This window comes from Micromonospora sp. WMMD1219 (assembly GCF_049315215.1).
GTDB classification, from domain to species: Bacteria; Actinomycetota; Actinomycetes; order Mycobacteriales; family Micromonosporaceae; genus Micromonospora; species Micromonospora tulbaghiae.
The window spans coordinates 6,122,912-6,147,807 of the sequence record NZ_CP186057.1 but is presented as its reverse complement, the minus strand read 5'-3'; the positions used below and the strand labels follow the sequence as shown (position 1 = coordinate 6,147,807).

General features: G+C 74.0%; 20 protein-coding genes. 15 read left to right on the top strand and 5 right to left on the bottom strand.

The genetic code is table 11. From position 1 onward, the window contains the following. Positions 1-24: 24 nt before the first annotated feature. The 4 genes from secD (at position 25) to ACN27C_RS28670 (ending at position 6,477) form a co-directional block, all read left to right on the top strand. Positions 25-1,926, top strand: a complete 1,902-nt coding sequence (gene secD / locus ACN27C_RS28685) for a protein translocase subunit SecD (protein WP_422749340.1) — start codon at positions 25-27, stop codon at positions 1,924-1,926. Position 1,927: 1 nt separating this feature from the next. Further along, on the top strand, positions 1,928-3,115 hold the full coding sequence (gene secF / locus ACN27C_RS28680; RefSeq protein WP_120570536.1) for a protein translocase subunit SecF: 1,188 nt from the start codon (positions 1,928-1,930) through the stop codon (positions 3,113-3,115). Positions 3,116-3,212: 97 nt separating this feature from the next. Next, positions 3,213-3,779, top strand: a complete 567-nt coding sequence (locus tag ACN27C_RS28675; protein ID WP_120573853.1) for an adenine phosphoribosyltransferase — start codon at positions 3,213-3,215, stop codon at positions 3,777-3,779. 226 nt (positions 3,780-4,005) lie between these two features. After that, positions 4,006-6,477, top strand: a complete 2,472-nt coding sequence (locus tag ACN27C_RS28670; protein WP_013285470.1) for a RelA/SpoT family protein — start codon at positions 4,006-4,008, stop codon at positions 6,475-6,477. Positions 6,478-6,549: 72 nt separating this feature from the next. Here the strand turns inward: ACN27C_RS28670 and ACN27C_RS28665 are convergent, their stop codons facing one another. Then, the gene (locus tag ACN27C_RS28665) at positions 6,550-7,392 is read right to left on the bottom strand and encodes a peptidylprolyl isomerase (protein ID WP_121683429.1); all 843 of its coding nucleotides are present in this window, start codon (positions 7,390-7,392) and stop codon (positions 6,550-6,552) included. A gap of 94 nt (positions 7,393-7,486) precedes the next feature. After that, entirely contained in the window at positions 7,487-8,356 is an 870-nt protein-coding gene (locus ACN27C_RS28660) for a peptidylprolyl isomerase (RefSeq protein WP_120570534.1), read from the bottom strand. 236 nt (positions 8,357-8,592) lie between these two features. Between ACN27C_RS28660 and ACN27C_RS28655 the strand changes: the two genes are divergently transcribed. From ACN27C_RS28655 to ACN27C_RS28645, 3 genes are read left to right on the top strand one after another with little or no spacing between them, the layout of a single operon-like run. Further along, positions 8,593-9,312 carry an MBL fold metallo-hydrolase gene (locus ACN27C_RS28655; protein WP_047892832.1) on the top strand — a complete coding sequence of 240 codons (720 nt, stop codon included), beginning with the start codon at positions 8,593-8,595 and terminating at the stop codon, positions 9,310-9,312. Positions 9,313-9,352: 40 nt separating this feature from the next. Further along, complete coding sequence (gene hisS / locus ACN27C_RS28650; RefSeq protein ID WP_422749336.1) at positions 9,353-10,693, top strand: histidine--tRNA ligase; 1,341 nt, start codon at positions 9,353-9,355, stop codon at positions 10,691-10,693. 51 nt (positions 10,694-10,744) lie between these two features. Further along, complete coding sequence (locus ACN27C_RS28645) at positions 10,745-11,683, top strand: acyl-ACP desaturase (RefSeq protein ID WP_120570531.1); 939 nt, start codon at positions 10,745-10,747, stop codon at positions 11,681-11,683. Between the two features lie 111 nt (positions 11,684-11,794). Here the strand turns inward: ACN27C_RS28645 and ACN27C_RS28640 are convergent, their stop codons facing one another. Next, the gene (locus ACN27C_RS28640; protein ID WP_350815990.1) at positions 11,795-12,295 is read right to left on the bottom strand and encodes a PaaI family thioesterase; all 501 of its coding nucleotides are present in this window, start codon (positions 12,293-12,295) and stop codon (positions 11,795-11,797) included. A 56-nt stretch (positions 12,296-12,351) separates the two neighbouring features. Here ACN27C_RS28640 and ACN27C_RS28635 point away from each other — a divergent pair, with 56 nt between their 5' ends. After that, positions 12,352-12,828, top strand: coding sequence for a winged helix-turn-helix transcriptional regulator (locus ACN27C_RS28635; protein WP_252448536.1), 477 nt, complete (start codon positions 12,352-12,354; stop codon positions 12,826-12,828). A gap of 201 nt (positions 12,829-13,029) precedes the next feature. Further along, the gene (locus tag ACN27C_RS28630; protein WP_120570529.1) at positions 13,030-14,079 is read left to right on the top strand and encodes a S1 family peptidase; all 1,050 of its coding nucleotides are present in this window, start codon (positions 13,030-13,032) and stop codon (positions 14,077-14,079) included. A 59-nt stretch (positions 14,080-14,138) separates the two neighbouring features. Here the strand turns inward: ACN27C_RS28630 and ACN27C_RS28625 are convergent, their stop codons facing one another. Further along, positions 14,139-14,837 (bottom strand): DUF998 domain-containing protein, encoded by a 699-nt coding sequence (locus tag ACN27C_RS28625; protein WP_422749333.1) that lies wholly within the window; start codon positions 14,835-14,837, stop codon positions 14,139-14,141. Positions 14,838-14,988: 151 nt separating this feature from the next. On the opposite strand from ACN27C_RS28625, the gene aspS reads away from it, so the two are divergent. The 4 genes from aspS to ACN27C_RS28605 all read left to right on the top strand — a co-directional run bounded on the left by aspS (position 14,989) and on the right by ACN27C_RS28605 (position 19,693). Continuing rightward, entirely contained in the window at positions 14,989-16,794 is a 1,806-nt protein-coding gene (gene aspS / locus ACN27C_RS28620; RefSeq protein WP_422751684.1) for an aspartate--tRNA ligase, read from the top strand. 64 nt (positions 16,795-16,858) lie between these two features. Beyond that, positions 16,859-17,668, top strand: coding sequence for an SDR family oxidoreductase (locus ACN27C_RS28615; protein WP_422749331.1), 810 nt, complete (start codon positions 16,859-16,861; stop codon positions 17,666-17,668). A 61-nt stretch (positions 17,669-17,729) separates the two neighbouring features. Then, on the top strand, positions 17,730-18,344 hold the full coding sequence (locus ACN27C_RS28610; protein ID WP_422749330.1) for a helix-turn-helix domain-containing protein: 615 nt from the start codon (positions 17,730-17,732) through the stop codon (positions 18,342-18,344). Then, complete coding sequence (locus ACN27C_RS28605) at positions 18,341-19,693, top strand: MFS transporter (protein ID WP_422749328.1); 1,353 nt, start codon at positions 18,341-18,343, stop codon at positions 19,691-19,693. The genes ACN27C_RS28610 and ACN27C_RS28605 overlap by 4 nt, the downstream gene beginning before the upstream one ends. 95 nt (positions 19,694-19,788) lie before the next feature. On the opposite strand, the gene ACN27C_RS28600 is transcribed toward ACN27C_RS28605, so the two are convergent. Continuing rightward, entirely contained in the window at positions 19,789-20,529 is a 741-nt protein-coding gene (locus ACN27C_RS28600; protein WP_422749326.1) for a GNAT family N-acetyltransferase, read from the bottom strand. A gap of 132 nt (positions 20,530-20,661) precedes the next feature. On the opposite strand from ACN27C_RS28600, the gene ACN27C_RS28595 reads away from it, so the two are divergent. Continuing rightward, positions 20,662-20,874, top strand: coding sequence for a hypothetical protein (locus tag ACN27C_RS28595; protein WP_013285485.1), 213 nt, complete (start codon positions 20,662-20,664; stop codon positions 20,872-20,874). A 74-nt stretch (positions 20,875-20,948) separates the two neighbouring features. After that, the gene (locus ACN27C_RS28590; protein WP_422749323.1) at positions 20,949-22,439 is read left to right on the top strand and encodes a replication-associated recombination protein A; all 1,491 of its coding nucleotides are present in this window, start codon (positions 20,949-20,951) and stop codon (positions 22,437-22,439) included. Positions 22,440-24,896 lie beyond the last annotated feature (2,457 nt).

The following is a 24,896-nucleotide window of genomic DNA, read 5'->3' as shown; positions in this document are numbered from 1 at the left end:
ACCGTACAGGGAGACAGGACAGCCGTGGCACCACCTCAGGGACAGATGCGGCCCGGACGGCAGCTCGCCGTGCTCGGGCTCATCTTCGTCGTCCTCTATCTATTGGTGTTCTTCTCGGGCGGCGCCAGCGGTGGCTGGAAGGACCGGTTGGAGCCGCGGCTCGGCCTGGACCTCGTCGGCGGCACCCGGCTGACGCTCGAGGCCACCAACACGGTGGACGGCAAGCCCCCGACCGCCGACAACCTCGAGGAGGCCCGGCAGATCATCGAGAGCCGGGTCAACGCGTACGGCGTGGCCGAGGCCGAGGTGGTCACCGAGGGCAACCGCAACATCGTCATCTCCCTGCCCGGCCAGAACCGCGACCTCACCGACGTCGGTGAGGCCGCCGAGCTGCGCTTCCGCAAGGTGCTCAAGGCCACCGACGGCAGCGGCGCCGCGGCCGCTCCCGCGCCGACGCCCAGCGCCACCCCGTCCGGAGCCGCCACCCCGTCGGGCAGCGCGTCGCCGAAGGCGAGCACGAACCCCAAGGTGAGCGGGTCGCCGAGCGCCGGCGGCCAGGGCGGCATGGCCCCCACGCCGAGCGCCAGCGCCTCCGCGTCCCCGTCGGCCTCGCCGAGCGCCGCCGCGCCGAGCCCGAGCGCCAGCGCCGAGCCGGTGCCACAGAGCATCGAGCAGCAGCGCAAGGCCGTCGAGCAGAAGGTCGGCGCGGCCGCCTGGGCCGCCGCCTCGGGCCTGCAGGCCCCGGCGGACCTGACCACCGACCCGTCGCTGGCGGACAAGCTCAAGCCCTTCGGCGCGCTCACCCCGCAGGAGATCGCCGTCCTGCCGGTGGAGATGCAGTTCAACGTCCCGACCATCACCTGCGCCCAGCTCGACAAGCGGCCCGCCGCCTCGATCAAGGACGAGAAGCAGAAGGCGGTCGCCTGCGAGTCCGGCGCGAAGTACCTGCTGGACGTGGCGAAGGTGCTCGGCACCGACGTGAAGAACGCCTCCGCCCAGCTCGACCAGACCAGCTCCTGGGTGGTCAGCCTCAACTTCACCGGCGGCGGCCAGGAGAAGTGGACCGCGCTGACCCGCGAGGCGTTCAACAACGAGGGCCAGGCCTGCGACCAGACCGCGCTCGGCCAGGACGGCAAGTGCCGGGTCGCCGTGGTGCTGGACAACGAGATCGTCTCGTCCCCGGAGATCCAGGGCGTGCTGACCGGTGACTCGCAGATCACCGGCAGCTTCGACAACAAGGCCGCGAACGCGCTCGCCAGCCAGCTGCGCTACGGCGCGCTGCCGGTGACGTTCGAGCCGCAGGAGCAGCAGAACGTCACCGCGACGCTCGGCGACAGCCACCTCAAGGCGGGTCTGCTGGCGGCCGGCATCGGCATGCTGCTGGTCATCATCTACTCGTTCTTCTACTACCGGCTGCTCGGCTCGGTCATCTTCCTGAGCCTGGTGCTCTCCGCGCTGCTGGTGTTCGGCGCGCTCGTGGTGCTCGGCCGGTCGATCGGCTTCACGCTCACGCTCGCCGGCATCGCCGGCATGATCGTCTCGCTGGGCGTCGCGGCGGACTCGTTCGTCATCTACTTCGAACGACTGAAAGACGAGATCCGGGAGGGCCGCAGTCCACGCAGCGCGGTGCCGCGCGCCTGGATCCGGGCCCGCCGGACGATCATCTCGGCCAACGCCATCACGCTGATGTCGGCAGTAGTGCTCTACATCGTGTCCGTCGGCGCGGTGAAGGGCTTCGCCTTCGCGCTCGGCCTGGCGACCGTGCTCGACCTGGTCGTCGTGTTCCTCTTCCGCCACCCGATCATGACGATGTTCGCCCGTACCCGGGCGTTCCTGTCGCCGCGGGTCAGCGGTCTGGGCCGGGCGTTGCCGGCCCGGTCGGCCGAGCCGGGCAACGCCCGCAACCCGCGTGTGAAGGAGGCCTGAGATGGCTAAGAGCGGTCTGGCCGCCCGGCTCTACCGGGGTGAGGCGGATCTCAACATCGTCGGGCGGCGCAAGCTGTGGTTCGGCGTGGCCGGCGTGCTCGTGCTGATCGCCGTGCTGAGTCTCGCGATCAGCGGCTTCAAGCTGGGCATCGAGTTCGCGGGCGGCAACTCGTTCCAGGTGCCGGCCAGCGTCGGCACGCTGGACCAGGCCGAGCGGACCGTCGACGACGTGCTGGCCGACGAGGCGCCGGGCGTCGAGGTGGTCAGCGCGCAGAAGGTCGGCGGCACCAGCGGCGAGTTCTACGAGATGCGCACCGGCCAGCTCTCCGCCGAGCAGGCCAATGCGGCCAAGACCGCGATGGCGCAGGAGTTCGGCATCCCGGCCGACCAGATCAGCGGCAGCCAGGTCTCCGAGGCCTGGGGCAGCCAGGTCACCTCGCGCGCCTTCCTCGGCCTGGTGATCTTCATCGCGGTGGTGTCGATCTACCTGGTGCTGCGCTTCGAGTGGCGGATGGCGGCCGCCGCGATCGTCTCGCTGCTGACCAACCTGGCCCTGACCGCCGGCATCTACTCGATCGTCGGCTTCGAGGTCACCCCGTCGACGATCATCGGCTTCCTCACGATCCTGGGCTTCGCGCTCTACGACGTGGTGGTGGTCTTCGACAAGGTGCAGGAGAACACGCGCGGCATCACCGCGAACAACAACGTCACCTACGGCGAGGCGTCCAACCTGGCGCTCAACCAGAGCCTCATGCGGTCGCTGAACACCTCGGTGGTGGCGCTGCTGCCGGTCGGCGGCCTGCTCTTCATCGGCGCCGGCCTGCTCGGCGCGGGCACGCTGAAGGACCTCGGCCTGGTGCTGTTCGTCGGTATGGCGGTGGCGTTCCTGACCTCGATCTTGCTGGCCACGCCGCTGCTGGTGCTGCTGAAGAACATGGACCCGCGGATCAGCGCCCACAACAAGCGGGTGCTGTCCCGCCGGGCCGCGCTCGCCCGGGGCGAGATCACGCCGAAGGGCCCGCGTACCGCAGCGCCGGCCGCCGACGCGCCGATCGACCCGGACGCGGCCGCGCTGGCCGGCGCCGCACCCAAGGTGGGCGCCCGGCCCGCGGGCAAGCGCCCCAGCGGCGCCCGCGGCGGCCGTCCCGCCGGTGGCGGCGGCAACCGGCCCGGCGGCAAGCGCCGCTGACCGCAGGGCCGGACGGAATCGGTCCGACGGCGTCCGTCATGCTGATGTCACGGCATGACGGACGCCGTCGTCGTTTCGAGAGGACATGGGACGCACCGTGACGGAGACCCACACCGCAGGGGTACGCGGAGACAGCGGCCCGGAGGTCGCCCAGCTCGTCGCCAGCCGGCTGCTGGACGTGCCGGACTTCCCCAAGCCGGGTGTCGTGTTCAAGGACCTGATGCCGCTGTTCGCCGACGGTGAGGCGTTCCGGGCGGTGATCGACGGCATCATCGCGTACCACGGGCGGGACTCGTTCGACACGGTCGCCGGCATCGAGGCGCGCGGGTTCGTGCTGGCGGCGGCGGTCGCGTACGCCACCGGTGTCGGCGTGGTGCCGGTGCGCAAGGCCGGCAAGCTGCCCCGGGCCACCCACTCGGCCTCCTACGCGCTGGAGTACGGCGAGGCGACGCTGGAGGTGCACCAGGACGCGTTCACCGCCGGTCACCGGGTGCTGGTGCTCGACGACGTGCTCGCCACCGGCGGGACCGCCGAGGCCACGCTCGACCTGGTGGAACGGGCCGGCGGGACGGTGGCCGGGTTCACCGTGCTGCTGGAGCTGGGCTTCCTCGAGGGCCGCAAGCGGCTGGCGCAGCGCCCGGTCCATGCCCTGTTGACCGTTTGACCGGGCCGGACCGTCGGGCCGGTCGGCGCCGACCGTCCGGGGGAGCGGTGGCGTACCCTGCGTACGGGTAGCATTGCCCTTTGCCCGGCCCGGCCGAGATCTCCGGGGCGGCGAAGGCGCCGGGGCCCGGCCCCGGCGACCGCGTGGAACAACACCGGCCCCCGGGCCGGTTGAACCAGACGTCGGCCGGACGGCCGGCGCATCCCGGCGAGCGGTGAGGAGGCCGGTGTCCCACGATGTCGTCCCTCCGGTGGAGGGCACGGTGCACCCGACAGGCGACGCGGACGGCTCGGTGACCGAGCGCAGCGGCAACCCGCCGGCCCGGGCGACCGGCGCCACCGGCGGCGCGTCCGACGCGACGGCCGACGGCGGGGCGGTCGTGGTGCCGTTCCCGACCGAGGGTTCCACCGAGTCCACGCCCGGCAGCGGTTTCGCCCTCTCCAACGCGCCCACCGGCCGGCGGGTACGCGCCCGGCTGGCCCGGTTCAACGCGCCCTGGCAGACCTCGCAGGTCAGCGAGGTGCTGGAACCGCTGATCGCGACGCACCGGGAGAACCACCCCAAGGCCGACGCGCGGCTGCTCCAGCGCGCCTTCGACACGGCCGCGCGGTGGCACTCGGGGCAGTACCGCAAGTCCGGCGACCCCTACATCACGCACCCGCTCGCGGTGGCGACCATCCTGGCGAACCTGGGCATGGACACCACCACGCTGGTCGCGGCGCTGCTGCACGACACCATCGAGGACACGGAATACACGCTCGACCAGATGCGCGCCGACTTCGGCGGTGAGGTCGCGCTGCTCGTCGACGGCGTCACCAAGCTCGACAAGGTCAAGCTCGGCGACGCGGCGAAGGCCGAGACCATCCGCAAGATGGTCGTCGCGATGGCGAAGGACCCCCGGGTCCTGGTGATCAAGCTGGCCGACCGGCTGCACAACATGCGGACCCTGACCTTCCTGCCCCGCCCGAAGCAGGAGCAGAAGGCCAAGGAGACGCTGGAGATCCTGGCCCCGCTGGCGCACCGCCTCGGTATGAACACGATCAAGTGGGAGCTGGAGGATCTCGCCTTCGGCACGCTGTTCCCGAAGCGGTTCGAGGAGATCAACCGGCTGATCGGGGAGCACCAGCCGCAGCGCGAGGCGCTGCTGCGCCAGGTGACCCAGAAGGTGTCCACCGACCTGAAGGCCGCCAAGATCAAGGCGGAGACGACCGGGCGGCCGAAGCACCTCTACTCGATCTACCAGAAGATGATCGTGCGGGGGCGCGACTTCAACGACATCTACGACCTGGTGGGCGTGCGGATCCTGGTCGACACGGTTCGTGACTGCTACGCGGCGCTGGGGGTCATCCACGCCAACTGGCAGCCGGTGCCGGGCCGGTTCAAGGACTACATCGCCATGCCCAAGTTCAACATGTACCAGTCGTTGCACACGACTGTCATCGGGCCCACCGGCAAGCCGGTGGAGATGCAGATCCGCACGTACGCGATGCACCGCACCGCCGAGTTCGGCATCGCCGCGCACTGGAAGTACAAGGAGCACAAGGGCACCCCGGTGGTGGGCCCGCCGGCGCACATCGACGAGATGACCTGGCTGCGGCAGCTGCTGGACTGGCAGCGCGAGGCGGCCGACCCGAGCGAGTTCCTGGACGCGCTGCGGTTCGACCTGTCCAGCCAGGAGGTGTACGTCTTCACGCCCAAGGGCGACGTCATCCCGCTGCCGACCGGGTCGACGCCTGTGGACTTCGCGTACGCGGTGCACACCGAGGTCGGGCACAAGTGCATCGGGGCGCGGGTCAACGGCAAGCTGGTGCCGCTGGAGTCGACGCTGTCCAACGGCGACGTGATCGAGATCTTCACGTCGAAGTCCGACACGGCCGGTCCCACGCAGGACTGGCTGGGCTTCGTCAAGAGCCCGCGGGCCCGTACGAAGATCCGCCAGTACTTCAACAAGGAGCGGCGCGAGGAGGCGATCGAGGCCGGCAAGGACGCGATCGTCAAGGCGATGCGCAAGCAGGGCATGCCGCTGCAGCGGATGCTCACCTCGGACGCGCTGATGGCGATCGCCCGGGACCTGCACCTGGCTGACGTGGCCTCGCTGTACGCGGCGGTCGGCGACAGCCAGGTCTCCGCGCAGTCGGTCGTGCAGAAGCTGATGGCGTCCTACGGCGGCGAGGAGGGCGCGGCGGAGGACATCGCCGAGACCGCCGTCGCCACCCGGCCGCCGCGCAGCCGGCAGAGCAGCGCCGACCCGGGCGTGGTGGTCCGCGGCGTCAGCGACGTCTGGATCAAGCTGGCCCGCTGCTGCACGCCCGTACCGCCGGACTCGGTGTTCGGGTTCGTCACCCGCTCCGGCGGGGTCAGCGTGCACCGGGACGACTGCGCCAACGCCGAGGACCTGCGCGCCCAGCCCGAGCGGGTGGTCGAGGTGAGCTGGAAGCTCACGTCCGCCTCCACGTTCCTGGTCGCCATCCAGGTCGAGGCGCTGGACCGGCACAAGCTGCTCGCCGACGTGACGCGGGTGCTCTCCGAGGAGCGGGTCAACATCCTCTCCGCGACCGTCACCACCACCCGCGACCGGGTGGCGGTGAGCCGGTTCAGCTTCGAGATGGCCGACCCGAAGCACCTCGGCCACCTGCTGGCCGCCGTGCGGAAGGTCGACGGCGTGTTCGACGCGTACCGGGTCACCTCGGGGGCCTGACCCACAGGCGCACGCGAAAGCGCCCGCCGGCTGCGATCAGCCGGCGGGCGCTTCGTCGTCGTGCGGGTGCGGTCAGCCGCCCTCGACCGGGCTCATCGTCACCTTGGTCATGGTGATCTCCTTCTTCGGGTGACCACCGCCGGCCTGCTTGGCGAACGCGCCGTCGTCACCGGCCGTGGCGACCTGCTTCACCACGTCCATGCCACCGGTGATGGTGCCCAGCACCGTGTAGTTCGGGTCGAGCGGCGAGTCGCCGTACACGATGAAGAACTGGCTGCCGGTGCTGCCCGGCTGGCCGGAGTTGGCCATCGCGATGACACCCTCCGGGTACGGCGGGCGCTTGTCGGTGGGGAGGTTCTCCTCGGCCAGGTTGTACGACGGGCCGCCGGTGCCGTCGGTGTCCCGCCAGCCCTTGCCGGTGGCGCTCGGGTCGCCGCACTGGAGCACCTTGATGCCCTCGGTGACCAGCCGGTGGCACTTGGTGTTGTCGAAGAAGCCCTTGCTGGCCAGGTGCGTGAAGCTGCCGGCGGTGCAGGGCACCTTGGCGCGGTCGATCTTGGCGGTGATCGGGCCCAGGTTGGTGTCGATCGTCATCGTCTGGGAGCCCTTGCCGGCCTGCTGGGCCGGCGGCAGGCCGACGTCCTTGATCTGCGGTGGCCGGCCCTCCTTGGGCACCTCCGTGTACGCGCACTGCACAGCGTCGGCTCCGGCGGCGGTGCCGCCCTGCTTCTCGTCGTCGTCGCCGAGCGCGGCGACGAGCCAGACCGTGCCGGCCACGACGAGCACCAGCACCGCCGCGGCCCCGACGATCGCCTGGGTCTGCCGGCGCTTGCGGGCCCGGCCGGCCCGTTCCGCCATCTCCCGCTCGAGCTTGGCCCGCGCCGCCGCGCGCTGGCGGTCTCTGGTGGACGTCACGGTCACTCCTCACCTGCTGCGTATGGGGTCGGCGCGCGCGCCGCCGGGTCACGTGTGGGTCACCGGCGGCGGGCCGCCGGATCGGGTTGTCGGGTCAGCCCGCGCTGGCGCTGGGCGAGGGCGCGGGGCTTTCGGCCGGCGCCGCGCCGGGCTCGCCGACTGTGACGCTCTGGACCAGCACCTGCGTCTTCGGCTTGACCTTGGCGCCGTTGCCATTGTCCACCGTCGGCATGGCGCCGATCTTCTCCACCACGTCGAGCCCGCCGGTGACCTTGCCGACCACCGAGTAGGCCGGCTTGGCCGGGCTGGCGTCCTTGAAGAAGATCAGGAACTGGCTGCTGTTGCTGCCGGGCGGGTTGCCGATCATGGCGACCGTGCCCTTCGGGTACGTCGGGGCCTGCCCGGGCGCCGGCGAGGCCGACGGGCTGGGCTCCGCCGCTGCCGGGACGTTCTCGTCGTAGAACGAGTAGGTCGGGCCGCCGAGCCCGGTGCCGGTCGGGTCACCGCAGCGCAGCGCGCCCTCGGCGGTGATCTCGTGGCAGGTGGTGTTGTCGAAGAACGACCGGCCGGCCAGGTAGCTCAGGCTCGCCGCGCCGCACGGTGCGTCGGTCTGGTCCAGCTCGACGGTGATCGGCCCACCCTGGTTGGTGGTGATCGTCATCGGGCGGGTGCCCGAGGTCGGCAGGCCCGTGGTGGGCGGCTGGCCGACGTCCTTGAGGTTGGTGTTGACGGCACCGTCCTCCGCGGTCCAGAGGCAGACGTCCTCGGCGGCCTTCTTCTCCGGCTCGGAGTCGAACGCGCCGAGTGCCCAGGCCGACCCGGCCACGATCAGCACGAGCACCACCGCGGCACCCACACCGGCCCGGATCTGCCGGCGGCGCTTCGCGACCGCCGCCCGCCGGGCGAGCTGCCGGTCGAGCTTGGCGCGCGCCAGTTTGCGCTGCCGGTCCCTGCTGGAAGCCACGTGCGCTCCCCTTCCTCTGCCTGATCGCCGCCGGCGCCGGGCGCCGTCCGCCGTTCCGATCGGGGTGCGCCACGCCACACGCCCGCCAGAGTGTACGGGTAGCGACTGTGAAAGTGGTGTACGAGGTCCGGTCATCTCAGCCCGGCCGGGGCGGACGGGGCCGGTGGCGGACGGAATCCGTTCGCCGCTGCGACTAGGCTGCAGGCAGACGACGACCGGACGGAAAGGGGAGCGACGTGCTCGTGGCCGGCTTTCCCGCGGACGCCTTCGGCACCAACTGCTATGTGGTGGCGACCGGGCCGGGGGAGCAGTGCGTGGTGGTCGACCCCGGCATCGGGGTGCTCGACCGGCTCGACGCCGTGCTCGCCGAGCATCGCCTGCACCCGGCCGCCGTGCTGCTCACCCACGGCCACCTGGACCACACCTTCTCTGTCGCCCCGGTCTGCGGCGCGCGGGGCATCCCGGCCTACGTCCACCCGGACGACCGGGAGCTGCTGGCCGACCCGAGCAAGGCGTTGTCGATGGACCTGACCCAGCTGTTCGGCGGCCGGCTGCCGTACGCCGAGCCGGACGACGTGGCCGAGCTGACCGACGGCGCGACGCTGTCGCTGGCCGGGTTGGAGATCACCGTCGACCACGCCCCCGGCCATACCGGCGGGTCGGTGCTGTTCCGGTTGCCCGGCGCCGGCTCGCCCTGGGAGGCGGAGCAGATCTGCCTCTCCGGTGACGTGCTGTTCGCCGGCTCGATCGGCCGCACCGACCTGCCGGGCGGCAGCATGCCCCGGATGCTGTCCAGCCTGCGGGAGAAGGTGCTCCCGCTGGCCGACGACACGGTCGTCCTGCCCGGCCACGGCCCCGCGACCACGATCGGCCGCGAGCGCGCGACCAACCCGTACCTCGTCGAGGTGGCGGGCACCGGCGGCGCGCGCCCGGCCGCGCCCACCCGAGGCCTCTAGACCCTCACCCGCGCCCGCGCGGGTTCTCAAGGAGTTCGTGATGAGCAAGCCCACGCCCATTTCCGGCTTCCCCGAGTGGACGCCGGCGCAGCGGATGATCGAGCAGTTCGTGCTCGACCGGATCCGCGCCACGTTCGAGCTGTACGGCTTCGCCCCGCTGGAGACCCGTTCGGTCGAGCCGTTGGACCAGCTCCTGCGCAAGGGGGAGACCTCCAAGGAGGTCTACCTGCTGCGCCGGTTGCAGGCCGACACCGACGGTCCGGCCGGTGACGACGCGCTCGGCCTGCACTTCGACCTGACCGTGCCGTTCGCCCGCTACGTGCTGGAGAACGCCGGCAAGCTCCAGTTCCCGTTCCGCCGCTACCAGATCCAGAAGGTGTGGCGGGGTGAGCGCCCGCAGGAGGGCCGCTATCGGGAGTTCCTCCAGGCCGACATCGACATCGTCGACCGGGACACCCTGCCGGCCCACTACGAGGCCGAGATGCCGCTGGTCATCGGTGACGCGCTGCGGTCGCTGCCGATCCCGCCGGTGCGTATCCAGGTCAACAACCGCAAGATCTGCGAGGGGTTCTACCGGGGCGTCGGGCTGACCGACACGGAGGCGGCGCTGCGCGCCGTCGACAAGCTCGACAAGATCGGCCCGGCCGGGGTGACGGAACTGCTGGCGAGCACCGCCGGGGCGAGCGAGGCGCAGGCCAAGGCCGTGCTGTCGCTGGCCGAGATCTCCGCGCCGGACGCCTCCTTCGCCGACGCGGTGCGCGGCCTCGGGGTGAGCGACCCGCTGCTGGACGAGGGCGTCGCGGAGCTGACCGCCGTGGTGGAGACCGCCGCCGCGCACGCGCCCGGCCTCTGCGTGGCCGACCTGCGCATCGCGCGGGGCCTGGACTACTACACGGGTACGGTCTACGAGACGCAGATGATCGGCTACGAGCGGTTCGGCTCGATCTGCTCCGGCGGCCGGTACGACAACCTGGCCAGCTCCGGCAACGTCCGGTTCCCCGGCGTGGGCATCTCGATCGGCGTGACCCGGCTGCTCGGCCTGTTGTTCGGCGCGGAGGCGCTGTCGGTGTCCCGTTCGGTGCCGACCTGCGTGCTGGTGGCCGTGACCGCCGAGGAGGACCGGGCGGCCAGCGACGCGGTCGCGGCGGCGCTGCGGTCGCGGGGTGTGCCCACCGAGGTGTCCCCGTCGGCGGCCAAGTTCGGCAAGCAGATCCGGTACGCCGAGCGGCGCGGCATCCCGTACGTCTGGTTCCCCGGCGCGGACGGCGACGAGGTCAAGGACATCCGTTCCGGCGAGCAGGTGCCGGCCGTGGCGGGGGAGTGGACGCCACCCCGGGCGGACCTGAAGCCGCTGGTCGGCCCGGCGGGCACTGGCGTCTGAAGACGTTTCGACCTACGGTGGCGTAAGTTACGCCACCGTAGGGAGAACGTCGTGACCGTGCTCAGCCAGACCGCTCTGCTCACCGAACTCGAGCCGGTGGTCGAGAAGAACCTCGACCGCCACCTGTCGTTGGCCAAGGAGTGGTTCCCGCACGAGTACGTGCCGTGGAGCGAGGGCCGCACCTTCGACGGCCCGCTGGGCGGCGAGGCGTGGTCGCCGGAGGACTCGACGCTGCCCGAGGTGGCCCGGACCGCGCTGATCGTCAACCTGCTCACCGAGGACAACCTGCCGTCGTACCACCACGAGATCGCCACGCTGTTCGGGCGCGACGGCGCGTGGGGCACCTGGGTCCACCGGTGGACGGCGGAGGAGGGGCGGCACGGCACGGCGATCCGCGACTACCTCACTGTGACGCGGGCGGTGGACCCGGTGGCGCTGGAGCGGGCCCGCATGGTGCACATGTCGGCCGGTTACCAGAACGTGCACGACCAGGAGATGCTGCACTCGCTGGCGTACGTGTCGTTCCAGGAGCTGGCCACCCGCATCTCGCACCGGAACACGGGCCGGGCCACCGGCGACCCGATGTGCGAGGCGCTGCTGGCACGGGTCGCCGCGGACGAGAACCTGCACATGGTCTTCTACCGCAACCTGCTCGGCGCGGCGTTCGAGCTGGCCCCGTCGCAGGCGATGCGTGCCGTCGCCGACGTGCTCGCCAACTTCCAGATGCCGGGTGTCGGCATCGACGGCTTCGCCCGCAAGTCGGTGGCGATCGCGCTGGCCGGGATCTACGACCTGCGCCAGCACCGCGACGAGGTGGTGATGCCGGTGCTGCGCCAGTGGAACCTGTTCGACGTGACCGGCCTGAACGCCGACGGCGAGGCCGCCCGCGACCAGATCGCCGCCCACCTGGACACCCTGGAGACCCAGGCGTCCCGCTTCGAGGAGCGCCGAGCCGCCCGAGCCGCCCGCGTCTCCGCCCGCACCGCCTGACCCCCGCCCCTCCCGCTCGCCCGCGCGATCTTGCACTTACGGCCCCCGCGAATGCCGCGAAACCGGCGCTGCGGGGGCCGCAACTGCAAGATCGCGCGGGATCAGGGGGGGTCAGGGGAGGGGGAAGATGAGGCAGGTCGAGGTGGCGTGGGCTACCAGGCGGTTGGCGGGGTCCGTGAGGCGGGCCTCGGCCAGGGCGGTACGGCGGCCCCGCTGGAGCACCGTGCCCTCGCAGCGCAGCAGGCCGGTGTCGACTGTGACCGGGCGCAGGAACTTCACGTTGAGGTCCAGCGACGTGTAGCCGACGCCGGCCGGCAGCGTGGTGTGCACGGCGCACGCCGCGGCGGTGTCCAGCAGCGTGGAGAGGACGCCGCCGTGCACGGTGCCGAGCGGGTTGTAGTGGAACTCCTGCGGCAGCAGTTCGACCGCCACGCGCCCCTCCTCGGCCTCCATCCGGGACATGTCGACGAGGTGCATGATCGGCGGCGCGGCCAGCTCCCCGGCGATCATCGCCTGCATCAGTTCCAGGCCGCTGCGCCGGCCCAGGTGTGCGGCGCCGGCCGCCGGGTCGGACCAGGTGAACGTACGGGTGCGCTCCTGCGTCTGCGTCATGGACTCAGCCTCGCAGCGCGTTGCTGAGTCTGTCAATCAGACCTAGCCTGGTCGGCATGAGACCCGCGGCACTGGACTGGTCGGTGGAGAACTGCACCATCGCGCGCGCCATGGAGGTCCTCGGCGAGCGGTGGACCCTCGTCGTGCTGCGCGAGGTCTTCAACGGCGTACGCCGGTTCGACGACATGCGGGTGCGTACCGGCATCCCGCGCCAGGTGCTGACCAACCGGCTCGCCATGCTCGTCGAGCGCGGCGTGCTGCGCCGGGAGCCGTACCGCGAGCCGGGCAGCCGGCCGCGCCACGAGTACCGGCTCACCGAGATGGGGCTGGACCTGTGGCCGGTGCTCGTCGCGGTGCTCGGGTGGGGTGACCGCTACCTGGCCGACCCGGAGGGCTCGCCGCTGAGCGTCGCGCACCGCGACTGCGGCGCCGAGGTCCGGGTCGCGTTGCGGTGCGCCGAGGGGCACGAGATCACCGAGGCGCGCGACGTGCTGCCCCGCCCGGGCCCGGGCGCCCGCCGCCGCGCACCCTGACCCGCTCTGACAGATGATGTCGATGTTGTTGCTTCGGCGTTACACCGGGCGCTGGTGCGAATCCGGGCAAAGCCATGTCTTGCTTACGATCTTAAATGTGTGAATACTTTGGGCACCCGGGCGGTTTCCCCAGGTCGCCCGGGTTGTCCTCGGGCGCGCCCCCATGACAGCGCCCGTTCACCCCCATTCGGAGGTTGTTACATGCGACCCACGAGGTCCACGCTCCGCCGCGCCGCCGCAGTCGCCGTCGCCGGCACCCTGGTCACCGGCTCGCTGCTCGGCGCCCCCGCGCAGGCCGCCCCCACGGCCCTCTCGCCGGACGCCGCCGCCACCCTCGTCGAGAAGCTCGGCGCCCGCGCGGCCGGCACGTACGCCGACGCCAGCGGCAAGATGGTCGTCACGGTGACCGACACCGCCACCGCCCGCCAGGTGCGCGACGCCGGCGCCATCCCGAAGATCGTGGCGCGCGGCGCGGACAAGCTCAACGCCGCCACCAGCGAGCTGGAGCGCTCCGCCAAGATCCCCGGCACCGCCTGGTGGACCGACCCGGCCACGAACCAGGTCGTCGTCTCCGTCGACAGCACCGTCACCGGCGCCAAGCTGGAGCGGGTCAAGGCCGCCGCCGCCCGTCACAACGGCGCGATCCGCATCGAGGCCGAGGCCGGCGTGCTGAGCACCCGGATCTCCGGCGGCCAGGCGATCTACGCCGGCGGCGGGGGTCGCTGCTCGCTCGGGTTCAACGTCCGCAGCGGCTCGACCTACTACTTCCTCACCGCGGGCCACTGCACCAACATCTCGTCGAGCTGGTACAGCAACTCCGCGCAGACCAGCCTGCTCGGCACCCGGACCGGCACCAGCTTCCCGGGCAACGACTACGGCATCGTCCGGCACAACAACTCGGCCAACGCGGCCGGCAACGTCTCGCTCTACAACGGCAGCTTCCAGGACATCACCTCGGCCGGCAACGCGTACGTCGGCCAGTCCGTCCGCCGTTCCGGCAGCACCACCGGCCTGCGCAGCGGCAGCGTCAGCGCGCTCAACGCGACCGTGAACTACGCCGAGGGCAGCGTCTCCGGCCTCATCCGCACCAACGTCTGCGCCGAGCCGGGCGACAGCGGCGGCTCGCTGTTCGCCGGCACCGTCGCGCTCGGCCTCACCTCCGGTGGTAGCGGCAACTGCCGCACCGGTGGCACCACCTACTTCCAGCCGGTCACCGAGGCCCTCAGCCGCTACGGCGTGAGCGTCTTCTGATCCACGCACTCCCACGAACGGGCCGCCGGGTGACCGGCGGCCCGTTCCGCGTACCCGTCTCAGGCGCCCGCCCCGAGGCGGCCCGGACCGACCGGCGGGCCGTCCGGCCGGGGCGGCTCCGACGGCCGGGCCGTCCAGTGCCGGTGGGCCCGCCGGGCGGACAGCACCGCGGCCAGCGGCCAGAGCGTCACCGCGAGCGCGGCCACCCGCTCGGCCAGCCCGGTCCGGGAGCCGCCCGTCACCTCGGCCACCGACCAGCCGAACAACGCCAGCAGCACCGCCGTGACGGCCAGCGCCACCGGCCGGCGGAACGCCCACGGCGGCCGGCCCGCCGGGGAGGCGGCCACCGCACGCGGCACCCTGCGGGGCAGGCGCAGCGCCGTGCCGGCCGGCCACAGCGCCAGCGCGAGCACCGCCACGGTGGCCACCACGCCGTGCGCCGGGGAGCCGCCCACCTGCGGCCGGGGGAACGCGATGAGCGCGACGGTGGCCACCCCGCCGACCGCGAGCAGGAAGCGGCTGGGCAGCCCGGCGGCGTGCAGCGCGGCGGCGGTGGCGCAGTAGCAGCAGCCGAGCAGCACGAGCGCGCCGCCCATCAGCCACGGATCGGTCGCGCCCTCGCCGGCCAGTTCGCTGATCGTGTCCCGCACCGGGTCGTACCCCGGCCCCTGGCGGGCGCCCGCCACCGTCCAGCCCACCACCAGCAGTGCGGGCGCGGCGGCCGCGGTGGCCACGGCCCAGGTCGGTACGGCACGCACCCGGCCACGGTAGACCGCCGGACCCGGCCCGCACGGCGCTTTGGCCACGCACCCGGGGCGGCCCGGCTCGACGGGTGCCGGGGAGCGGGCCCGCCCGTCCTGACAGAATGCGGGGGAGCAGTGAGTGGACCAGATTGAGGAGACGCCAGCCGTGATCCGTACCCACAATGCCGGAAGCCTGCGCGCCGCGGACGCCGGCTCGACGGTGACGCTTGCCGGGTGGGTGGCCCGCCGGCGCGACCACGGCGGTGTCATCTTCGTCGACCTGCGTGACGCCTCCGGCGTCGTGCAGGTGGTCTTCCGCGAGGAGGACGCGCACGCGCTGCGCAACGAGTTCTGCGTCAAGGTCACCGGCGAGGTGACCCGCCGCCCGGAGGGCAACGAGAACCCGGACCTGCCCACCGGCGAGGTCGAGGTGACAGCGACCGCGCTGGAGGTGCTCTCCGAGGCCGCGCCGCTGCCGCTGCCGGTGGACGACCAGATCGAGGCCGGCGACGACATCCGGCTCAAGTACCGCTACCTGGACCTGCGCCGGGGCGGCCCGGCCAAGGCCATGCGGCTGCGCTCGCGGGCCAACCAGATCGCCCGCGGCGTGCTGCACGAGCGGGACTTCCTGGAGATCGAGACGCCGACGCTGACCCGCTCCACCCCGGAGGGTGCGCGCGACTTCCTGGTGCCGGTGCGCCTGCAGCCCGGTAGCTGGTACGCGTTGCCGCAGTCGCCGCAGCTGTTCAAGCAGCTGCTGATGGTCGGCGGCATGGAGCGGTACTACCAGATCGCCCGCTGCTACCGCGACGAGGACTTCCGCGCCGACCGGCAGCCGGAGTTCACCCAGCTCGACATCGAGATGTCGTTCGTCACCGAGGACGACGTGATCGACCTGGGCGAGGCGATCGTCTCGGCGCTGTGGAAGGACCTCGCCGGCTACGAGATCTCCCGGCCGATCCCGCGCATCACCTGGCACGACGCCATGTCCCGGTACGGCTCGGACAAGCCGGACCTGCGCTACGGCGTGGAGCTGACCGAGCTGACCGACTACCTGCGCGGCACCGAGTTCCGGGTGTTCGCCGGCGCGATCGACGCGGGCGGCTACGTCGGCGCGGTGGTCATGCCCGGCGGCGCCTCGCAGACCCGCAAGGAGCTGGACGGCTGGCAGGACTGGGCCAAGGCGCGCGGCGCGCGCGGCCTGGCATACGTGGTGCTGGACGCCGAGACCGGCGAGCCGCGCGGCCCGGTGGCGAAGAACCTGTCCGAGGCGCACCTGTCCGGCCTGGCCGACGCGGTCGGCGCGAAGCCCGGCGACGCGATCTTCTTCGCCGCGAGCACGAACACCCGCGAGGCGCAGGAGCTGCTCGGCGCCGCCCGGATCGAGATCGCCAAGCGGTCGAACCTGGTCGACGAGAGCGCCTGGGCGTTCTGCTGGGTCGTGGACGCGCCGATGTTCGAACGCACGGACGACGGCGGCTGGACCGCCGTGCACCACCCCTTCACCTCGCCGAACGCCGAGTGGGTGGACCGGTTCGAGGAGGCACCGGACCGGGCGCTGGCCTACGCGTACGACATCGTCTGCAACGGCAACGAGATCGGCGGCGGCTCGATCCGTATCCACCGGGGCGACGTGCAGCAGCGGGTGTTCGACCTGCTCGGCATCACCGCCGACGAGGCGCAGGACAAGTTCGGCTTCCTGCTGGAGGCGTTCAAGTACGGCGCTCCGCCGCACGGCGGCATCGCGTTCGGCTGGGACCGGGTCTGCATGCTGCTGGCCGGCGCGGACTCGATCCGCGAGGTGATCGCGTTCCCGAAGACCCGGGGCGGCTTCGACCCGCTGACCGGCGCGCCCACCCCGATCACCGGGCAGCAGCGCGCCGAGGCCGGCATCGACGCCAAGCCGAAGGCGCCGGCCGGCCCGCACGCCGGCACCGCCGGCCCGGCCGCCCCGGTGGCCGACCCCACCTGATCCTCGCCTCGTCGAAAGGCCCGCGTCATGATGACGCGGGCCTTTTCGATCTTCAGGGGGACTGATGCACCTGCTCGTGGTGGGAGCCGGCGGCTTCCTCGGCGCCGAGGTGTGCCGGCAGGCGGTCGCCGCCGGGCACCGGGTCACCGGCACGTACCACCGCGCCGCCGTCACGGTGCCGGGCGTCGCGCCGCACCGGCTCGACGTGACCGACCGGGCCGCCGTGCGTGAGCTGCTGATTCGGGTACGCCCCGACGCGGTCGTCGCCACCCCCTACCGGTACGACGACTGGGCGGTCACGGCGGACGGGGCGGCCCACATCGCGGTAGCCGCCGCCGAGGTGGGCGCCCGGCTGGTGCACCTGTCCAGCGACGCGCTGCACGCCGGGCGGCCCACGCCGTACGCGGACGAGGACGTGCCCACGCCGCTGCACCCATACGGGGCGGCGAAGGCGGCGGCGGAGACGGCCGTGCGGGCGGTGGATCCGGCCGCGGCGGTGGTGCGGACCTCGCTGATCGTGGGGGAGGGCAGCAAGCAGATCCAGCTCTGCCGGGACGCGCTGGCCGGGCGGGCCACGCTGTTCACCGACGAGCTGCGCTGCCCGGTGCACGTCGCCGACCTCGCCGCCGCGGTGCTGGAGCTGGTGCCGGGCGACTACGCCGGGCTGCTCAACGTGGCCGGGCCGGACGCGGTGAGCCGCGCCGAGCTGGGGCTGCTGGTGGCCCGGCACGACGGGGCGGACGCGGGCGGGCTGCGGACGACCACCATCGCCGCCGCCGGGCTGCACCGGCCGGGCGAGGTGGTGCTGGACTCCACCCGTGCGGCGGGGATGCTGCGGACCCGGCTGCGGGGCGTCGCCGAGCTGTACGGCTAGGTGCACAGATTCTTTGCAAGCATCTTGTGCATGGAAAGTGTGCACAGATATTGTGCATCTCATGGAGGAGAACAAGGAACGCGCCGTACGGATCGACCACCGCCAGGTCCGCGCGCTGGCCCAGCCGCTGCGCATGCGGCTGATCGGGGCACTGCGCGTGGTGGGCCCGTCCACCGCCACCGCCCTGGCCGAGATGCTCGGCACCAACAGCGGCGCGACCAGCTACCACCTGCGCCAACTCGCCGACGTCGGGCTCGTGGTCGAGGACCCCGACCTCGGCACCGGCCGGCAGCGCTACTGGCGGGCCGCGCACGACGTCACCAGCTGGGAATCCAGCGACTTCGACGACGACCCCGACTCGCGGGCCGCCATCGAGTGGCTGGAAGCCGACTACGTCCGGTTCTTCGCCGGGCACGCCGAACGCTGGTTCGCCCAGCGGCACCAGTGGGAGCCGGCCTGGCGCGACGCGTTCGGCATGGGCGACTTCTTCATGCGCATCCCGGTCTCCCGCCTCGAAGCGATCAAGGAAGAGGTCTTCGCGCTCTTCGAGCGGCACCGCGACGAGACCGACCCGGACGACCCCGACGCCGAGACGGTCCAGCTCTACCTCGCCGCCCTCCCGATGGACGCGGCGTTCCCGCGGCCCACCCCGCCGTCCACCGAGGAGAAGCCGTGACCACGCTGTCCGTACGCCAGATCCGGTTGCGCTACCTCACGCTGTACGGCCTGCGCTGGCTGCCCAGCGGCCTGCTCATGCCGGTGATGATCCTGCTGATGCAGGAGCGCGGGCTCACGCTCGCCCAGATCGGCCTGGTCGCCACCGCGCAGGGCCTCGTCGTGCTGGCGCTGGAACTGCCCACCGGCGGCTTCGCCGACGCGCTGGGCCGCAAGCCGGTGCTGGTCGCCGCCTGGGTGCTCGGCCTGGGCTCGCTGGCGCTGATGGCGGTGGCCGACTCGTTCTGGATGTTCTTCCTGGTCTGGGCCTTGCAGGGCGTCTACCGGGCGCTCGACAGCGGCCCGATGGAATCCTGGTACGTCGACGCCACGCTCGCCGTCGACCCGAAGGCCGAGTACGAGCGCGGCCTCGGCTGGGCCGGCACCGTGATCGGTGTCGCGATCGGCGCGGGCGCGCTGCTCAGCGGCGGCCTGGTCGCGCTCGGCCCGGTCGGCCCGGTCAGCGCGCTGGCCCTGCCGGTGATCGTCGCCGCCGTGCTCCAGGCCGTCTCCATCGTGGCGCTGCTGGCGCTGATGGCGGAGCGGCGGCCCGCGTCCGGCCCGGCCGCGCTGCGCGCCTCGGTGGTCGACGCGCCCCGCATGGTCGGGCAGGCCGTCGGGCTGCTGCGCCGCAACCGGGTGCTGGCGGCCCTGGTCGCCGTCGAGCTGTTCTGGGGCTTCGGCATGGTCACCTTCGAGTCGCTGCTCCCGGTGCGCCTCGCCGAGGTGCTCGGTGACCCGGACCGCGCGGCGGCACTGCTCGGCCCCGCCGGCACGGCGGCCTGGCTCGCCAACGCCGCCGGTGCCGCGCTCACCCCGTTCCTGCTGCGCCACCTCGGCGCCGCCCCGGCCGCCGCGCTGATGCGCATCCTCCAGGGCGTGACGGTGGTCGGCATGGGCCTGCTGGCCGGTCCGGTCGGCATCCTCATCGCGTACCTGGCCTGCTACACCGTGCACGGCGCGTCGAATCCGCTGCACATGGGACTGTTGCACCGGCAGGTCGACGGCCCGTACCGGACCAGCGTGCTGTCGCTCAACTCGATGGCCGCCCAGCCGGCCGGCGCGCTCGGCGCGGTGACGCTGACCGCGCTGGCCGACGCCACGAGCGTCGGCGTCGCCATGATCGTCGGCGGGGTGGTGCTCGCCGTGGCCGCGCCGCTCTACCTGCCGGCCTGGCGCGCCGCCCGCCGTACCCCGCAGGACGTCACAGTGGAACCGGAGGCGGCGGCCGGCCCCGGCCACTCCGGCCTGGCGCCCGAGCCGGCCGGCCCGTCCCTCGACGCCGCCGCAGCCCCCGCCGGCCGGGACTGACCCCGGCGCGATCCGCCGGGACCGGACGAGATCCTGGTACGCGAGCGCCCCTGTGCGGGCCGTTCCGTACCAGGATCTCGGCGTGGGAGGCTGCGTCAGGCGAGCCGGATCGACGTGCGGCGTTCGGCGGCGGTGAAGCCGAGCCGGCGGTAGAGCCGGATCGCGCCCACGTTGTCCGGGTACACGCCCAGTGCCACGGCGTCGTACCGGTCGAACAGGGCACACGTCATCCCGGCGGTCAGCGCCGCGCCCAGCCCCCGGCCGCGATGCCCGGGCGCGACCGTCAGCCCGGCCAGGAAGCCGATGTCGCCCCGGCTGCGATCGGCGCCGCAGGCGAGCAGGCGGTCACCGTCGCGGATGCCGTACCAGCCGACGATGCCCGGATCGCCCGGCCGGGAGGTGGTGCTCGGGAACGCCTCCTCGATCAGCGCGGCAAGCGCGGGACGGTCGGCCCCGGTCAGGCGTACCACCCGCTCCTGCTCCGGCTGCCGCGGCGGCGGCGCGGTGGTCCAGAGGAAGTCCCACTCGGTGAGCCGGGCCACCGGCAGCCGCGCGGCCACCTCGTCCGGATCGGCGTGGGACAGGTTGATCGACTGACCGGCCCGCAGCGTCCCGTCCGCCCGGTGGGCGGCGAAGACGTCGAGTGCCGGGCCGGGTGCGCCGACCGCGCCGCCGGCCGACCACTCGCCCGGCGGGAGCAGCCACCCCACCGCGCCGCCGTGCCGCCATCCGCGTACGGCCTCGTCGCGCCGCAGCGCGTGCCGGGCGAACGGGTGACGGCGGGCCGCGGCCAGCACCCCCTCCCGCTCCGTCAGCGACTCGTCGAGCGTGATCATTCCGCCAGCGTACGAGCATCCCTGCTGGTACCGAGGGCCGAGGCACCTCCTGTTCCACGGTGGAGATTGACGAACAGACCGATTGGGTACATCCGTCGCCGACCTGCTGGGAACCCCCACCGGAGGAACGACATGCTCGCCATTCTCGCGGCCATCGTGTTCGGTTTCGCGCTGCTGCTCGACTTCATGAACACCGACCTCGGCGCGCCCGATCTGTTCAGCACCACGACGCTCATGCTCATCGGCTTCCTGCTGCTCTCGCTCTACCTGGCCGGCGTCGGCTCCGGCCCGCGCGGCGGCGGTGGCGGCCGGTGGTACCGGGGCCGGCGGCCGGGTCGCGGCTGACCGGAAAAGACCACCCGGGCCGGGGCGGCGGCGCGATTCCGGCGTCGTCGGCCCGGCCCGGTACTGTTCTCGTGATGGAATCGGACGCCCTCTTCACCCTCGGCGAGCCGGCCGGCGCACCCGCGGGCGCGGGCGGCGCCGACGGCTTCACCGACACCCGGGCGGACTCGCCCCTGCCGGTGCGGATGCGCCCGGCGGGCATCGACGAGCTGGTCGGGCAGGAGCACCTGCTCGCGCCGGGAGCGCCGCTGCGTCAGCTGGTCGAGGGCGCGGCGCCGATGTCGGTGATCCTCTGGGGTCCGCCGGGCAGCGGCAAGACCACCATCGCCCACCTCGTGGCCCGGGCCACCGACCGGCGGTTCGTGGCGATGTCCGCGCTGACCGCGGGCGTGAAGGACGTGCGCGCCGTGATCGACACCGCCCGGCGGCAACGCCGGTCCGGCGGCCCGCCCACAGTGCTGTTCATCGACGAGGTGCACCGGTTCAGCAAGACCCAGCAGGACTCGCTTCTCGCCGCCGTCGAGGACCGGACGGTCACGCTGCTGGCGGCGACCACGGAGAACCCGTACTTCTCGGTCATCTCGCCCCTGCTGTCGCGCTGCGTGCTGCTCACCCTCCAGGCCCTGGACGACGACGACGTACGCGGGCTGCTGCGCCGCGCGGTCGCCGACGAGCGCGGGCTCGGCGGCGCGCTGGTCCTGGCGCAGGAGGCGGAGGACCACCTGGTCCGGCTCGCCGGGGGCGACGTGCGCAAGGCGCTCACCGCGCTGGAGGCGGCGGCGGCCACCGCTACCGCGCTCGGCACCGGCCGGATCGACCTCGCAGTGGCCGAACAGGCGGTCGACGTGGCGGCGGTGCGATACGACCGCGACGGCGACGCCCACTACGACGTGACGAGCGCGTTCATCAAGAGCATGCGCGGCTCGGACGTGGACGCGTCACTGCACTGGCTGGCCCGGATGCTGGTGGCCGGTGAGGACGCCCGGTTCATCGCCCGCCGGTTGGTGATCTTCGCCAGTGAGGACGTCGGCATGGCCGATCCCACCGCGCTGACAGTGGCCACCGCGGCCGCCCACGCGGTCGAGTACGTGGGCCTGCCGGAGGCGCAGCTCAACCTGGCCCAGGCGGTCATCCACCTGGCCACCGCGCCGAAGTCGAACTCGGCCACCACAGCGATCGGCGCCGCCGTCGCCGACGTACGCGCGGGTCGGGGCGGTCCGGTGCCGCGCGGGCTGCGCGACGCCCACTACTCCGGCGCGCGGGGCCTCGGTCACGGCCGCGGCTACCGCTACCCGCACGACGACCACCGGGGGGTGGTCACCCAGCAGTACGCTCCGGACGACCTCGTCGGAACCGACTACTACCAGCCCAGCGGGCACGGCGCGGAGCGGGCGGTGGCCACCCGGCTGCCGCTGCTGCGCCGGATCGTGCGCGGGCTGCCGGCTCCGGCGACCCGGGCGGAGGCCGGCGCCCCGGCCGCCGCGAACGGGGCCCGGGTGGGGGGCGGCGAGCAGGCCAGCGGGGCGAGTGAGGGCGGCAGCGACGCCGCCGAGGGGGGTCAGTAGTGATGGCGCGTGGTCCGGAGCGGCCGGCGGACGGCCCCGACGAGCGGCGCGACCCGCGGGGCAAGGGCCGCCGGTGGGGACGGGGCCGGGCCGAGCCCGAGCTGGACCCGACCGTCGTCGGCGAGGAACTCGGCTGGATCGACGACCTGCGTACCGCCAAGCAGCAGGGCGGTGAACTCGGACCGGACGGGGGCGCCCCCGCGCCGCGCCCCGGCGCCGACCCGTCCTGGCCGGACGGCGAGCCGGCCCGGCCACCCCGCCCGGCCGCCGCGCCGGGTCCGGGCCCCGGCGTGCCGCCCGCCGGCCGGCAGGCTCCGCGGCCCCCGGCACCGGGCACCCAGCCGCCCTCGACCGGCCAGCCGGTTCCGCCGCCGTCACCCGCCGGCCGGCCCGGCACTCCGTCGGCAGGTGCACCCCCGGCTCCCGGCCGGCCCGTTCCGCCGTCGGCCGCCGCGCCCCCGGCTCCCGGCCGACCGGTTCCGCCGCCGGCCGCCGCGCCGCAGGCTCCCGGCCGGCCCCATCCGGGCGGGCCCGCTCCGGCCGGCCGCACCGACCCGACGATGCCGCCCGTGACCGGCCGTCCCGGCCCGGCCGCGCCCCCGGCCGCCGGGCGTCCCGGCGGGCCGGTCACCGGACGACCCGGTACCGACCTGCCCCCGGCTCCCGGCCGACCGGGCGTCGACACGCCTCCGCCTGCCGGACGGTCCCGGGTGGACACCGCCCCGCCGTCCGGCCGGCCCGGCGTGGACATGCCTCCGGCTCCCGGGCGCCCGCCCGCGGACACGCCGCCGGGGGTCCGCCCGCCGGTCGTGGACGCGCCCTCCGGCGGTGGCCGTCCCGGCCCGGAGACGCCGCCCGGTGGTGGCCGGCCCGGTCCGCGTCCGCCGGTCATGCGCCGCCCCGACACGCCCGGTCCGGCCGCGCCGCCGGTGCGCCCCGGCGGTCCCGAGACCGGTGCCCCGCGCCGGGCCGCCGACGGCCCGTGGCCCGGCGGCCCCGAAGCCGGCGCCCCGCACCGCCCCGTCGACGGTCCGTGGCCCGGCGTGCCCGAGGCACCCCGTCCCGCGGACGCGCCGTACCGCCGCCGCGTGGACGGACCCACCGGCCAGCAGCCACCCGTGGCCGGCACCCGCGTCCCGCCCGCCCCACCGACCTCCGGCCGGGCACCCGCCGACCCGGGCCGGCCGCCTGTCGACGGTGACACCCGGGTACCGCCGACGCCGCGCGGCCGGCACGGATCCGGACCCGAGGTTCCGCACCAGGCCGATCCGACGATCGCGCCGCCGCCCGTCGGCCGACGCGCCCGGGCGGACGACACCGCCGGCATCCAGCCGGTCTCCGGTGGTGCCCGCCGGGCCCGCGCCGAGGACACCGACGCCGTCCAGCCGCTCCCCGGTGGAGCACGCCGGGCACGGCCCGACGACGTGGCACCCGGCACCCAGCCGGTGTCCGGTGCGGGCCGCCGGGTCCGTCCCGACGACGTTCCGCCCGGCACCCGGCCGGTGTCCGGTGCGGGCCGCCGGGCCCGTGCCGACGACGTTCCGCCCGGTGCCCGGCCCGTCTCCGGTGCGGGCCGTCGCGCCGCGCCGGAAGGTGCCGTACCCGGCGGGCCGGCCGGACGGGCCGTACCGGACGCCGCCCCGGTCTCCGGCGGCGGCCGACGCGCCCGGCACGACGAGCCCACCGGCGGGCACCACGTGTCCGCGCCCGGCGGCGAATCCGCAACCGTGCCCACGCCGGGCGCCGGCCGCCGGGCCGCCCCGGAACGCCCCCCGGTCGTCCCGCGCAGCGGAAACGCGCCGGACCTGCCGGGCGCGCCCGTGTCCGGCACTCCGGCGACCGGCCCGACCCCGCCCGCCGGCCGCCGCGGCACGCCCGCCGGCCGCGGTGCCGCACCCGACGTACCCGGCGGCCGCCGGGCCGCGCCCGATGCCGCCGGTGGCCGCCGGGCCGCTCCCGACGAGCCGGTCGGTCCCGGCGTCGGCGTCGAGACGCCCGGTCGCCGGGCCGCGCGTGACGACGCCGGTGAGCCGCGGCCGCAACGGCCCGACCGGCCCGCGGACTGGCTGCGGCAGGCCGGTCGCACGCCGCACACCGACCCGGCCATGCCGGTCACCCGCCGCCCGGCCGGACCTCCGGCCGAGGAGCCGTCCGGCCGTCCCGGTGGGCCCGCCGGCCGGGCCGGCGTCGCGGTTCCGCCGGTGCGTCCCGAGCCGGGTACGCCGTCCCCGCGCCCCGGACAGCCCGGCCCCGACGTGCCGGCGCGCGCCGAACCGGCGGGCCGCCCCGGCCAGCCCGGTCCGGCCGTGCCCCCGGCCCGGTCCCAGCCGTCCGACCCGTCGCGCGGTGGGCCCGGTCCGGCCCGCGGCGCGGCGCGCCCCGGTGTCGCGCCCGCTCCCGGCCCGGCCGGTCCGGGTCCGCGCGGCGACCTCGATCGCACGGGCGGGATTCCCGCGG

Coding starts and splice junctions, on each gene's coding strand:
- ACN27C_RS28615 (WP_422749331.1), top strand. CDS start 16,859: ATGCACCTGCTCGTGGTGGGAGCCGGCGGCTTCCTCGGCGCCGAGGTG.
- ACN27C_RS28600 (WP_422749326.1), bottom strand. CDS start 20,529: ATGATCACGCTCGACGAGTCGCTGACGGAGCGGGAGGGGGTGCTGGCC.
- secF (WP_120570536.1), top strand. CDS start 1,928: ATGGCTAAGAGCGGTCTGGCCGCCCGGCTCTACCGGGGTGAGGCGGAT.
- ACN27C_RS28640 (WP_350815990.1), bottom strand. CDS start 12,295: ATGACGCAGACGCAGGAGCGCACCCGTACGTTCACCTGGTCCGACCCG.
- ACN27C_RS28590 (WP_422749323.1), top strand. CDS start 20,949: ATGGAATCGGACGCCCTCTTCACCCTCGGCGAGCCGGCCGGCGCACCC.
- ACN27C_RS28630 (WP_120570529.1), top strand. CDS start 13,030: ATGCGACCCACGAGGTCCACGCTCCGCCGCGCCGCCGCAGTCGCCGTC.
- ACN27C_RS28595 (WP_013285485.1), top strand. CDS start 20,662: ATGCTCGCCATTCTCGCGGCCATCGTGTTCGGTTTCGCGCTGCTGCTC.
- hisS (WP_422749336.1), top strand. CDS start 9,353: ATGAGCAAGCCCACGCCCATTTCCGGCTTCCCCGAGTGGACGCCGGCG.
- ACN27C_RS28610 (WP_422749330.1), top strand. CDS start 17,730: ATGGAGGAGAACAAGGAACGCGCCGTACGGATCGACCACCGCCAGGTC.
- ACN27C_RS28635 (WP_252448536.1), top strand. CDS start 12,352: ATGAGACCCGCGGCACTGGACTGGTCGGTGGAGAACTGCACCATCGCG.